The organism is Shouchella oshimensis (assembly GCF_002019765.1).
Taxonomy (GTDB): Bacteria; Bacillota; Bacilli; order Bacillales; family Bacillaceae_D; genus Shouchella; species Shouchella oshimensis.
Genome location: NZ_KV917380.1, coordinates 852,388 through 865,542 on the forward strand (window position 1 = coordinate 852,388; position 13,155 = coordinate 865,542).

Sequence of the window (13,155 nt, forward strand, 5' to 3'; positions counted from 1 at the left end):
TAGACAGGGAAGTGCAAAATTGATTACTCTTAAGGAAAGGATGTAAAGGGAGGAAGAAAATGAAAGCGATTGGATTTTACAAAGCCTTACCAATTGAAGAACAACATAGTTTAGTGGAACAAGAAGTCGAAACACCTATAGCAAATGGGTACGATTTGCTGATTGAAGTGAATGCTGTATCTGTCAATCCTGTGGATACGAAGCAACGAAAAGCGAAAAAGTCAAATGAAGAAGCATTTCGTATTCTCGGTTTTGACGGAGCTGGTATTGTAAAAGCCGTCGGTGACAAATGTACACTGTTTCAAATTGGTGATGAGGTCTACTATGCGGGAGATGTAACTCGAAATGGATCAAATGCTGAATATCAGCTTGTTGACGAACGGCTTGTAGGAAAGAAACCGAAACATCTATCGTTTGCTGAAGCTGCCGCGATGCCGTTAACAGCTATTACAGCATGGGAATCCCTACACGACCGTATGAAGATAACGGAAAAAGACAGAGGAAAGTCAATCCTTATTATTGGAGGCGCAGGCGGTGTTGGTTCCATTGCCATTCAGCTTGCTTCTTTGCAAGGATTGACGGTTATCGCAACGGCGTCTAGACAAGAAACAACAGATTGGTGTCAATCACTCGGAGCAGACATTGTTGTGAATCATTACGAAGATTTATACACACAGCTACAAGCGAATCAATTAGAAGGCGTTGATTATATTTTATGTTTGGCTGATACAAATCAACATTGGGACGGTATGGCTGCCTGCATTAAACCCCAAGGAACGATTTGTGCCATCGTAGAGAATAAAGATAGTTTAGATATGCAAAAAATTCGCGCAAAAAGCGTGACATTTGCATGGGAATTTATGTTTACTCGCTCGATGTTCCAAGCAGAAGATCAAATTGAACAACACCATATGTTAACGAAAATGAGCGAACTATTCGATGAAGGGAAGCTTCGCCATACGATGACGAGTGTTCTATCACCGTTAACTGCAGAGACGCTCAAGCAAGCCCATCAACAGCTAGAAGATGGGAAAATGATTGGAAAGCTTGTCATAGAACAGAAGTAAATGAACATAAAAAAAGCGCTACTGGTTTAATACCGGTAGCGCTCCTTTGTTGATTAAATCACTTTCTTACGTAACGCACTAGAAATTAAATCAATAACAAGGACAAAAACGACAAGGCCAATTAAAATAATCGCTACTCGATCCCAGCTACGTCCATTGATCGCAAAGATAAGTGGTGCTCCAATCCCACCAGCCCCAACGATTCCAAGAGTGGCGGCAGAACGTAAGTTAATTTCAAAGCGATAAAGCGTAGCGGAGATAAAGCCTGGTAACACTTGAGGAACGACTGCAAATAACAGTACTTGCAGTTTATTTGCACCAGCGGCAACAAGTGCTTCAGACGGTCCAGGATCGATTGCTTCAATTTCTTCTGCGTAGAGTTTACCGAGCATCCCCATTGCACTAACACCAAGGGCGAGCATCCCAGCGTAAGGACTAGGACCGACAATTGCAATAAAGATTAATGCCATGACGATGTCTGGGAATGTACGGAAGAAGCTTAAAAATGATTTTCCAGAACCAGAAATGATGCGTTTTACGCTTAAGTTGCGAGCAGCCCAGAAAGCAATCGGAAACGAAAGCACGATGGATAAAGTAATACCAACGAGGGCAATGGCGAATGTCTCAAGCAAGTTTTGAATTAAATCCTCTTGACCAGGACGATAGATGTAATCCCATTCTGGATTAAGAAACCCATCAAGAATAGCAGATGTAACGGTCCCAGCATTTGGAGAAATCCCTGAAAAGTTAATGCCTGCAAAACCCCACACGTACAAAAGGATGAGTATGAGAATAATGAATGCGTTTTTAATACGATTCTTTTTCGGTTTCTGAACCTTACTTCTTAAATCAATCATATTAGGCGCTCCCGAATTTTTAAACTAATAAAATCAATAATAAGCACGACAACAAGGGTGTACAAAATTAATGCAAATACTTGGTCGAATGAATAGGATGCTAGTGAATTGGTATAAAGGCGCCCGATCCCTCCGGCTCCAACGATTCCTAAGATAGCTGCTGCTCGTACATTAATCTCTAATGTATATAGCACAAAGGAAGTAAACTGTGGCAGCACTTGAGGGACAACACCAAAAACAATCCACTGGATCTTGTTTGCACCTACTGAAGTCATTGATTCAAGTGGACCTTTATCAATGTTTTCAACGGCTTCATAGGAAAGTTTTCCAATAACACCAATGGAAAAAATACTTAAAGCAACAATCCCGGCTAATGTATTAAACCCTAAAATGGCAGCAAAAATAGCCGCTAGTAGAATATCAGGAACCGTACGCAATGCATTTAATGCGATTCTTGCAGGTTGATGTATCCAAACTGGTGTTGCAACGTTTGCAGCACAAAAGAATAGAATCGGGATTGCGAGAATGGCACCGAAAGTAGTTCCGATTAATGCCATACGAATGGTTTCAAGCATCGCAGGCGTTGCGCTAATAAAAAAGCTCATATCAGGAGGGAACATACGACCAATAATATCAAATGCCCGATCACCGCGCTCAATCAACGTGAGAGGGTTGGCATCGATGTACCAAGCGCTTGCTAAAATAACTGCTGCTATTAAGGCGAGCGTAGTGTAAAGCTTTGTTTTAGGTGGCTTAGTTAGTTGTTGGTGGAGTGGCTGGCTCATGTAAATCCTCCCCTAAAAGCTCATCCTCTTGAATCGGTCGACCATAAATTTCTGCGAATTTCTCATCAGTCGCTTCAGAAACAGGTCCATCAAATACAACTTCACCTGCGCGTAATCCAATAATGCGTGTCGCATATTCACGTGCTAAATCTATAAAATGCAGATTAACGATGGTCGTAATCTTATCTTCTTTATTAATGCGTTTCAAATCATCCATTACTTGCTTTGTTGTTAATGGATCAAGAGAAGCAGTCGGTTCATCGGCTAATATAACGCTTGGCTGCTGAGCAAGAGCGCGGGCAATGGCCACACGTTGTTGCTGTCCACCAGAAAGATCGCTTGCTTTTGCATAGGCTTTCTCAACAATATTGACTCGATCTAATGCTTGTAGCGCTAGTTCTACGTCATACTTTGGAAATAGATTAAGGGTCGTTCGTAATGTACCATGGTAACCAACTCGACCAGACAAGACATTTCGCAAAACAGATGAACGTTTTACTAAGTTAAAGCTTTGGAAAATCATAGACGTCTGTTGACGTATTTTGCGTAAGGTGCGACCTTTTGCTGTGGTTATAGATTGATCATTAATTAAAATTTCGCCTTCAGTAATCTCATTTAATCGGTTGATAGAACGAAGCAAAGTTGACTTTCCAGCGCCTGATAAACCAACAATGACGACGAATTCACCTTGTTCAATCGTTAAATTAATGTTCTGTAATCCTTTTGTGCCGTTTGGATAAACTTTAGACACATTCTTAATTTCGATCATTACGTCCCAACTTTCTACATAAATCATAATCTAACAGTATTAAGAGTAGTAGAGCCCGTACATGTAAGATGAACGGGCTCAAAGAGCGTATAGTCGTAAATAACTAAAATTTATTCTCCGATTTCTTCCTCATATTGACGAACGATATCAAAGTTGCTATCTTCTGATTCCATATAGCCTTCATGTGAATACACATCAAAGATAATTTGGCGACCTACTTCACTTTTACCAATGTTAATAAAGGCCGTTTGTAATTTTTCTTGCCATTCTTCTGACATATCTGATCGAACTGAGATTGTGTCATTTGGAATCATTTCTGTTGTCGCAATAACCCGCGTTGTTTCCCATACGTCAGGGAAATCATTTGCAACAGTATTACGAGCGTCTTGGAAAGTCACGGCTACATCGACAGATTCATCAAGTAAACTTAAAATAGCTTGGTCATGTCCTTGACGTTCAACTGCATTAACATCTGTTTCAGGATCAATTCCAATATCGAGTAAGCTAGCTGCTGGCCATACGTACCCGGCAGATGATGAGCGACCTTGGAAAGCAACTGTTTTACCTTCAACATCTTCAAGTGTTTCAATATCAGAGTCTGCGCGAACAAGGAATTGTGATTTGTAGCCTTCTACAAGCTCATCTGTTGGTGTACCATCTTCTTCGTTTACACCGTAGCGTAATGACTGAAGAATAACCTCTGCAAAGCCTTCTTCTTTAGCCGTTACGTATGCACTAGGAGGTAAGAACCCAACATCCACTGATCCTGAACCAAGCGCTGTAATTACAGATGGATAATCCGTTGACACGGACACTTCTACTTCAATACCGTCTAATTCTTCTGAAAGTAAGTCTTCAAGCGGCTGAGCAATGACATCTAGTGTCTCTGCATTTTGAGATGGAACGAACTGAACTCGTAATTTGTCAGTTGGCTCAAAAGCCTCGTCTCCCCCGTCTCCACATGCTGCTAACATAAGCGCTGTTGCTGCTACAAGCGTTGAACCCATCACCTTTTTTTTCAATTGTAGATCCCCCTAAAAGTTGGTTAAAAATGTAGCTTCCTCGATAATTGTAGATATAGTTTGTAAAACCGTCAATAACCGTTTTTAACACTTCTGTTTAGCGCTTTGCACGAATGAAGCGAAAAACGTATCACTATCAATGAATTTGACGAATTCCATCTCTTTTTAGCTGTGCTAATTTTTTGCCAAAAGAATGTGTTAAACGATGCTATTTCGACAATTTACGAAAGAAACAAGTCTAGTATAATTGATTTTTGTAAACTGTGTATGAAGAAAATAATTTTTTAAAGTGAATTTCAAAAAAGAATGGCATATTTTCTTACAACGTATAGCTAGTTAAATAGGAATAAACAAGACTGCCTTTAACTTTGAGTTGAAAAAAAGGTAGAAATCTACTCATTTCTACCTTTTTCATCGTTTATTCATAATAAATTGGTGCACCTGGTCCTAAATCAATACCGAGGAGCATCCAAATAATGAGCATCGCCGTCCACGCAATAGAGAAGAAAATTGTATACGGTAGCATCATGGAAATGAGTGTACCAATACCGATTTTCTTATCGTATTTTTGTGCAAAAGCAATAACCATGGCAAAGTACGTCATCGTTGGTGTAATAATGTTTGTCGTAGAGTCCGCAATTCGGTAAGCAGCTTGTGTTAAAGCCGGTGAAAAACCAAATTCCATCATTAATGGAACAAAGACAGGAGCCATAATCGCCCATTTTGCAGATGCGCTCCCAATAAAGAGATTAATAACGCCACACACGATCATAAATCCTAGTAATAATGGGATTCCGCCAATTTGGAGGGTCTCAAGTAGTTCAGCGCCGAATGCACCGATGACTGTACCAATATTCGTTTCAGCGAAGTAAGCAACAAATTGTCCAGCTGTAAAGGCAAGGACAATAAACATGCCCATCGAAGCCATTGTGTCTGACATTTGTTGTGCTGCATCTTTGTCATTGCGAATTTCTTTTGTCACAATTCCATAAACAATACCTGGTATAAGGAAAAAGAATAAGAGAATGGCAACTAATGAATCCATAAATGGTGAATTCAAAATCGGGCTATCTCCTTCGCCTCGCAGTGGTCCCCATTCCGGGACAACAAGAAGCAGAGCAAGTACGATTAATCCGACAATGGTTAGTCCAGCGTAGGTTAGTCCTTTTTTTTCTACTTTAGATAGATACGTAATCTGATCTTTTTTATCTGTTTTTCCATTAAAGCTCCCAAGTCTTGGTTCCACTATTTTTTCCGTTACAAGGGTACCAACTACCGTTAATAGCAAAATAGACACTGCCATGATGTAATAGTTCATTAAGTAGTTTAAGCCATCAGCGTATTGAGGGTCTACTGTGGCAGCAGCTTCTATCGTCAGTGCGCCTAGCATGGGATCAAGGGAGGTTATAAAAAGATTTGCCCCGAATCCAGCTGACACACCTGCGAAAGCTGCAGCAAGCCCAGCTAACGGATGCCGACCTAAAGATAAAAAGATTAATGCGCCGAGTGGCGGTAGAATAACATAGCCTGCATCAACAGCCATGCTGGAAAGAACACCAGCAAAGATGAGTGCCGCAGTGACAAGTTGTTTAGGAACAGAGGTAACAATGCCTCGAAGCGCTGCACCAATAAGTCCACTTCGCTCAGCCACGCCAATTCCAATCATGGTAGCGAGAACAACGCCAAGGGGTGCAAAGTTTATAAAATTGTCAACCATGCTCGTAAATAAATACTGAATGCCTTCAGCACTTAATAAGTTTTGAACTTCAAGAGTTTCTCCTGCTTGAGTAGGGTCTTCTACCGAAATGTTAAAAGCTGAAAGAATCGCCGAAGCGATAATAACGAGTACTGCTAGAATGGCGAATAGCGTTATGGGGTGAGGTAGTTTATTGCCTAGCCACTCAACACGGTTTAACAAGCGATTAAACATGCGTGAGAAGAACCCTGTCTTTTGTTGTTGTGCCACGATCTCCCTCTTTTCAAGTAATCTAAATGAACAAGTCTATCATAATTAACAAAGGTTACAATACCCGATTGTTTAGATAAGTAAGTATGACTAAAGAGCTTACTTTTCCTTCCAAAATTGTAGGGAATTTCGTTCTACAAAAAAGTGAGTATATAGAATCGTTTTTTTTTCGTTAAGGAGTGGTTCTATTTTTTAAGGAATTCAAAAAAAGGTGAAATAATATGTAATTTAACTGTCTGAATTTTATTAAATTCAGACTTTGGTCGCATATGAAGTATAGTTGGTAAAAAAGTAAAACAATAGAAAATAATACTTTTTGTTTTCTGTATTTTCGGTATAATCCCTATAAGCACGTCATATTTCGACTGAAAGGGTGAATGCATTTGAAAAAAACGACAAATCTTAACTGTACGAAATCACTATCTGTCGTCGCGCTATCATTTTGTATGGTGGCAAGTTCTTTTACTTCCGTGCAGTACGTAAAAGCGGAGGAGCAAACGGATACAAAACTTCTCTTACCGGATTCTATTAATCTTAGTAGTGATGAAGAGATTTCCATTATTGTAGAGCTTGATGAGCTACCCGAACAAGTAGCTTTGGCGTTAGCTGAAGAAGAGGGAAATGTATTAACGGAAGCGGAGGCACAAGCGACTGTTACCGAATCACAAGAAGTGTTTGAAGACATTTTAGACGATGTCTTTGCTCAATCACCTGAAAAAGAAGTGGATTACACTGTAAATTTTACGTATACAACTATATTTAACGGAGTAGCTCTTACATTACCAGCAAATAAAGTAGAGGATTTACTTCAATATGAAGAAGTTAAAGCCATTTATAACGATGAAGAAGTTGAATTAATTCACCCTGTTGATGAAAAGGGCTACGACGAGCCTGTTGATGCAACCATGGTGGATAGCATTCCCTTCTTAGGAATAAGTGATTTACATATTGATGGTTTAACTGGAGAAGGCATAAAAATTGGTGTACTAGATACAGGAGTCGATTACAACCATCCAGATTTAAAAGGTGTTTATAAAGGTGGATATGACTTCGTTGACAACGATGATGATCCAATGGAAGCGACATATGAAGACTGGTTAGCATCTGGACTACCTGAGTTCGATTCAGCTAACCGTTCTTATTATACAAGCCATGGTACACATGTAAGTGGTACAACGAATGGAACAGGAGAAAATGAATCAGAATATGCGGTCACTGGTGTGGCGCCTGATGCAGAATTGTATGCGTATCGCGTGCTTGGTCCTTATGGGTCTGGTGCTACGTCTGGTGTTATTGCTGGTATTGAACGTTCTGTTGAAGATGGCATGGACGTCATAAACTTATCTCTAGGAAGTGCAACAAATAACCCTATTGCTCCAACCGGTATAGCAACAAATAACGCTGCTTTAGCAGGGGTTACAGTGGTTACATCTGCTGGGAATAGCGGGAGAAGTGGACTTTACACCATTGGTGCACCTGGCTCAGCGGCATTACCGATCTCTGTAGGAGCGAGTAATGTACCAATTGAAGTTCCCGAATTCACAAGTCAATACGCTGTTGGTGGTGAGACATTAGCTGGCGACTTACGTGTCATTGCAGAATCATTTGAAACAGATCTTGCAAGTTTGACTGGAGAGACGTTACCAGTTGTATCTGCAAGCTTAGGTAGAGTGCAGGATTTTGAAAACGTTGATGTCAAAGACAAAGTGGCGTTTGTTGCTCGTGGAGAGATTGCCTTTGTAGACAAAATTGCTAATGCTAAGGATGCAGGTGCTGCTGGAATTGTTATCTACAACAATATAGCAGGTGCTGGACATAATCCAGTCTATGTAGGTGCAAGTCATTCCTATATTCCATCGTTCTCTTTAACGTATGAGCAAGGACAAGTTATTGCCGATCTTTTGGATGAAGAGTCAACAATTACATTCGGTGATATGAGTGCGATTACGACAATAGGCGATACGCTTGCAGACTTTAGTTCACGTGGTCCGGTTAATTACACGGCAGCGATTAAACCAGAAGTAGTTGCGCCAGGAGTAGACGTATTTTCGACTATTCCGAGCTACATGGCAGGACCAGAATACATTGGAGAGTACGAGTACTCCTATGGTCGTTCTTCTGGTACGTCAATGGCATCTCCTCATGTGGCAGGAATTGCTGCACTGATGCTTCAAGCGAATCCTGAGCTTACTCCTGCTGATGTAAAAACAAAGTTAATGAATACAGCAGTGCCAATGACAAACGATTACAATGTTTTTGAAGTAGGAGCAGGACGAGTGAATCCACAAGCAGCCATCGATACTACGATGATGTTTCAATCAACTATGGACGGCCTTCATGTTGAAGACAGTCTATTGACGCTCATTCCTGATCGTACGGGTGCAATTAGCTTCGGACCAGTTAGTACAGCTACTGGCAATATTCGCGAACTTCAGAGCTTACGAGTGACAAATGCTAGTGACGAAGCAAAATCGTTTAATGTGCAAACAAGTTTTCAAGCAGTTAATGGGACATTACCAGCTGGTGCAAGCGGAATGACGTTGCAGACGAATGCTTCTATTTCGGTTCCAGCAGGAGAAACCATTACAAGCAATAGTTTTCTAGTCGCACCAAAAACAGCTTTACAAGGGCTATATGGCGGCTACATGATTTTCACCAATAAGGATGACTCTTCTGAAGTCTACCGTGTTCCGTTTGGAACGTATGTATCGGAGCAGGCTATTGCAGATTTGCCAATCGGTCAGCCGGTTATTGCAGGAACTCCTGCATCATAAAACGACCAAGAGGGGAGGTGAACTCCCCTTCTTACTAATAATAAGGGTGTAACGAATGGCGAAAAAAGTATGGACAGGCATACGCTTAGTGGTCATGACGCTGTTTTCTTTCCTATTCTTTGTTGTCTTATTGCTTTTTTTACAACTGAATGGAGAAGAAGAAAATAGCGGTTTAGAATTGTTTGGTTATACGTCCTTTACCGTACTCTCCAATAGTATGGAACCAACATTTTCTGCTGGTGACGTCATTATTATTGAACAAGTAGAAAATGCAGAGGTAGGCGATGTTGTGACGTATATGACACCAGAACGACGCTTGTTCACGCACCGTATTGTAAACGAATCGATCGAACAGGGGAGCAAATCCTACATTACGAAAGGGGACAATAACTCGATTGAAGATCGTCTTCCTATCGTAAACGAACAAATTGTAGGGGTACACCGTTTTACGATTCCAAAAGTAGGCCTTGTGGCAGAAACTATACAAAAAAATATCGATATGCGTTATGTCGTATTTATTCCTTTAATGCTTTTTTTTATCCTAACGATTGTTGAAATGATACAAAAAAAACGGAACAAACCGAAGGAGGAGCAACTTTATGAAAAAGAAAGCCCTTAAACTGTCATTACTCGGCACAGCCTTTGCAGGTGCATTGGTGTTTACAGCCACTTCAACTGGTTCATTTGCATGGTTTACGGACTCTGTAGAAGCGACTGGGGAAATTCAAGGTGGTACATTGGAATTGAACAATGGACAGGACATTGATGGTTCAATTGTACAAGCATCTAACTTTGCACCATCCCAACTTATTTTTGGGGACTGGTTGTCAGTTGAAAATACAGGAACACTTGATACACATTTACAGGCTACTTATCGACATCAAGTTGATCTTGAAGTACCGATTGATGCGTATAAAGTTGGCTATATCGCATTGAAATACACAGTAGCTCCTGGAAGAGATGTATATGAAGATGCTCAGTATCGTTTAGATCAACTATTTAATGGTGTTACAAACGAAGTACAAACGTTTTCGGCGGCATCTACCGCTGGATCGGATGATGTAGAAGTGCTTGTAGCCATTGTCGATGAAAGTGAATACGATCAAAATACTGGCGAACTTTTCTTAGGGGATGGATCGCAAACAGGTCGAGATAACGAATTCTGGCAGCTAGATGAAGGTCAATATATTGATCTTAACTTCGGTGTAAAGCTTGATGAAAACGCTGGAAATGAGTATCAAGGTGCGGTATATCAAGCAGTTCTAGAAGTGTTAGCTAAACAAACGGATAATGGTGCTAACTACTAAGAATAGTAGGAAGGTTTTCAAGTAGCGAATGACGTAAGAAGAATGGTTCTTTATAGAAGCGCACCTGACGGATGCTTACTCTATAGGCTTGTGTGTGACATCGGTAACCGCATGATGCAAATCGCAGTTACCGTGTCAACTAGCCATAGGCAACTCTTTGGCTATGAGTCGAGGGCACCGTCTAGTGTGCTTTTTTGGTTTGTGTACCTGTTAGTCACTTCTTGAGCTATCTCCGTCAGGATAATGAGATGTTAGATAGTGCTTCGCTTCTGGTTTCGTTAACCCTAGTTCGGCTAATCCGTTGAGCAATGTTTCTTCATATGAAAAAGAAGGAGCTTTTTCCTCTTCTATAGGCCAATCTTGGTGGGACGTAAACGTTAAAACGGGAAGATCGTCTTGATAGCCTGCAACAAGTAATTTATTGTACCAGCCCTCCGTTAATTCAACTGACCCTTCTTTAAACAATGTCTTAAAATCGATGGCGATCGTTTCTACTCGGTTTTCCTGTCGCACAACATCCATAAATTGTTCGAGAGTAATAAGATAGGCTCTTGATAATGTGTGTGCTTGCTTATCCCGCTTATTGCGAATAAAAGCAACGCCACCTTCACCCCATTTTGTTCGATCTTTTGCAAAATAAAGCGTATAAGGCATGAGGAACTGAATAGATCGAAGTGGAAGGGACGGATCACGTGCTCCTGGTTCGCTTTCTGTTGACCCAAAGGGTTGACCACCTCGAATGTAGCAAAGAAAACGCTCCTCTAACAAGTTTGATCCGTAGCTTGCATACCATACATACTTCATGTAACAGGCTCTAATGAAACAGGCCATGTTTCGTTTGTGTACGCCATTTCCCAGAACGCTAATTCTAATTGGCAGCTTTTTACGAAGTGATCCATCATCTGTTGTTTTTGAACAGGGGTTGCGTCTTTAGCAAGCTCGTCTAAACGCTGGCAAAATAAAGCAGTGACGTTCATTTCACCATTCGAACGATAGAAAGAAATCCAGTCATAAAAAGGATGTTCCTTTGTTGGATTAAACGTTTCATAAAGGTAATCACCAATAACTTGATACGTCCAAGGGCAAGGAAGGAGCACGGCTAAAATCTCTGCTAATGAGCCCTTCTGAGCCACATCAAGCATATGTCTTGTATAGTGATGAGCGGTTGGTGCGAGTGGCTCATAATGAAGTTCATCGTAAGAAACCCCTGCCACTTGACAGAAATTATTATGTGGGTGAATTTCACTATGAAGAATAAAGGTAATTTGTTCATTAAATAGCGCAATGTCTTCTCTTGTCGTACTTTTATGGATGGCTAATCCGTAAATTTGCATAAACGTATTTAGATATTCGAAATCTTGCTTAACATAATGGATTAATGCTTCAGGTGGGAGTTGTCCTTTTCCGATACCTTGAACAAACGGATGTTGTAAAATGGCTTCAAATACGGGGTTGGCGTGTTCACGTAATTCGTTGCTAAAACTCATAACAATAACCTCCTTTTTTTACACAAAGGGAGGACCCTCACGGAGAGCTATTGAATCAATAACTAGCATCTCCACTTCCCTACGCTGGTATAAACCAGATCAGGTTCAAAGGGTCAAAGCTACGCTTTTCTCAGTCAAAAGACGCCCCTAGTGGTTCTATTTAAGTGAAACATAGATGTGCAGAATATTCAATCCTTACAATGATAAAAGGGGAATTTACTGTAGTTAAAAAAGCTTGCGCATTTTTGCGCAAGCTTCCATTGTTTTAATTCCTTACCCTTCAACTTTGTTTTCTGCTCGTTTTTCTATTTCCGACTTTGATTCATCCCCATCGCTCGGTTGTTTGGAGAAGAACCAGCCACCAAGAACAATGAGTACAAGTACGGTATAGAAGAATAATTTCCAACCAGTGGAATGTGGGAATTCATGTGGAATAACGGCAATGGCGTCATGAGCAAGAACTTGAACAGCTAATTTTACACCCACCCAGCCAACGATAACGAACGCCGCGGTTTCCAATCCGGGCCGTTTCTGTAGCAAAATAACAAACTTAGATGCTGCGAACCGCATAATGAGTAGCCCAATAAACCCACCTAAGAAGACGACAACAAACTGACCAACATCCATACTTCCGACTGTTCCTAAGTCTGTTGGTGTTAAAGCAGTTGCTAAGGCGACTGCAGCGAGAATAGAATCTACAGCGAACGCGATATCGGCAATTTCGACTTTAAAGACCGTGGTCCAAAAGCCGCTACCTTTTTTTACTTTTGTTATACCGGCAGCTTGTTCTTGCTTTTTAACAACATGCTTTCGAAATAAATGGTTTAGAGCAATAAATAATAAATAAGCGGCTCCAAGCGCTTGTACTTGCCAAACGTCTACGAGGAACGAAATAACAAATAGAGAAGCAAGACGAAAAACGAATGCTCCAGCAAGGCCATAAAACAAGGCTTTCTTTCGCTCTTTTTCTGGCAAATGCTTCACCATAATGGCTAAGACTAAAGCATTATCAGCGGCAAGAATTCCTTCTAAAGCAATTAAAACAAGTAATACCCAGCTGTATTCAAGTAATAAAGCTGCATCCATAAACAACACGCCTCTCTTTTTTTGCACCCCTTAGG

General features: G+C 40.8%; 12 protein-coding genes and 1 riboswitch. Of the genes, 4 read left to right on the top strand and 8 right to left on the bottom strand.

Features of this window, described 5'->3' with window-relative positions; translation table 11 throughout:
- The first annotated feature begins 59 nt into the window (after positions 1-59).
- A complete protein-coding gene (locus tag BK583_RS04105; RefSeq protein ID WP_055736870.1) occupies positions 60-1,067 on the top strand; it encodes a zinc-binding alcohol dehydrogenase family protein in 1,008 nt (335 codons plus the stop codon).
- Positions 1,068-1,120: 53 nt separating this feature from the next.
- On the opposite strand, the gene phnE (BK583_RS04110) is transcribed toward BK583_RS04105, so the two are convergent.
- From phnE (BK583_RS04110) to BK583_RS04130, 5 genes are all read right to left on the bottom strand, one after another.
- Positions 1,121-1,924 carry a phosphonate ABC transporter, permease protein PhnE gene (gene phnE, locus BK583_RS04110; protein ID WP_055736871.1) on the bottom strand — a complete coding sequence of 268 codons (804 nt, stop codon included), beginning with the start codon at positions 1,922-1,924 and terminating at the stop codon, positions 1,121-1,123.
- Entirely contained in the window at positions 1,921-2,709 is a 789-nt protein-coding gene (gene phnE, locus BK583_RS04115; RefSeq protein WP_035394744.1) for a phosphonate ABC transporter, permease protein PhnE, read from the bottom strand. Before phnE (BK583_RS04115) ends, phnE (BK583_RS04110) begins: the two co-directional genes overlap by 4 nt.
- Complete coding sequence (phnC, locus tag BK583_RS04120; RefSeq protein WP_038483200.1) at positions 2,678-3,478, bottom strand: phosphonate ABC transporter ATP-binding protein; 801 nt, start codon at positions 3,476-3,478, stop codon at positions 2,678-2,680. Before phnC ends, phnE (BK583_RS04115) begins: the two co-directional genes overlap by 32 nt.
- 110 nt (positions 3,479-3,588) lie before the next feature.
- Positions 3,589-4,485: a phosphate/phosphite/phosphonate ABC transporter substrate-binding protein gene (locus BK583_RS04125; RefSeq protein WP_035394790.1), complete on the bottom strand. Its 897-nt coding sequence runs from the start codon at positions 4,483-4,485 to the stop codon at positions 3,589-3,591.
- A 433-nt stretch (positions 4,486-4,918) separates the two neighbouring features.
- Positions 4,919-6,430: an AbgT family transporter gene (locus tag BK583_RS04130; protein ID WP_055736919.1), complete on the bottom strand. Its 1,512-nt coding sequence runs from the start codon at positions 6,428-6,430 to the stop codon at positions 4,919-4,921.
- Between the two features lie 419 nt (positions 6,431-6,849).
- On the opposite strand from BK583_RS04130, the gene BK583_RS04135 reads away from it, so the two are divergent.
- Genes BK583_RS04135 through BK583_RS04145 form a run of 3 tightly spaced genes read left to right on the top strand, consistent with a single transcriptional unit; the run spans position 6,850 to position 10,547 of the window.
- Complete coding sequence (locus BK583_RS04135; RefSeq protein ID WP_055736872.1) at positions 6,850-9,240, top strand: S8 family serine peptidase; 2,391 nt, start codon at positions 6,850-6,852, stop codon at positions 9,238-9,240.
- A 55-nt stretch (positions 9,241-9,295) separates the two neighbouring features.
- The gene (locus BK583_RS04140; RefSeq protein WP_055736873.1) at positions 9,296-9,859 is read left to right on the top strand and encodes a signal peptidase I; all 564 of its coding nucleotides are present in this window, start codon (positions 9,296-9,298) and stop codon (positions 9,857-9,859) included.
- Positions 9,840-10,547 carry a TasA family protein gene (locus tag BK583_RS04145; protein WP_055736874.1) on the top strand — a complete coding sequence of 236 codons (708 nt, stop codon included), beginning with the start codon at positions 9,840-9,842 and terminating at the stop codon, positions 10,545-10,547. Before BK583_RS04140 ends, BK583_RS04145 begins: the two co-directional genes overlap by 20 nt.
- Before the next feature lie 210 nt (positions 10,548-10,757).
- Here the strand turns inward: BK583_RS04145 and BK583_RS04150 are convergent, their stop codons facing one another.
- From BK583_RS04150 to BK583_RS04160, 3 genes are all read right to left on the bottom strand, one after another.
- On the bottom strand, positions 10,758-11,351 hold the full coding sequence (locus tag BK583_RS04150) for a hypothetical protein (RefSeq protein WP_055736875.1): 594 nt from the start codon (positions 11,349-11,351) through the stop codon (positions 10,758-10,760).
- Entirely contained in the window at positions 11,348-12,034 is a 687-nt protein-coding gene (tenA, locus tag BK583_RS04155) for a thiaminase II (RefSeq protein ID WP_055736876.1), read from the bottom strand. Before tenA ends, BK583_RS04150 begins: the two co-directional genes overlap by 4 nt.
- Positions 12,035-12,093: 59 nt before the next feature.
- A riboswitch (TPP riboswitch) is annotated at positions 12,094-12,193 on the bottom strand.
- Positions 12,194-12,307: 114 nt separating this feature from the next.
- Complete coding sequence (locus BK583_RS04160) at positions 12,308-13,120, bottom strand: TerC family protein (protein ID WP_055736877.1); 813 nt, start codon at positions 13,118-13,120, stop codon at positions 12,308-12,310.
- Positions 13,121-13,155: the final 35 nt, after the last annotated feature.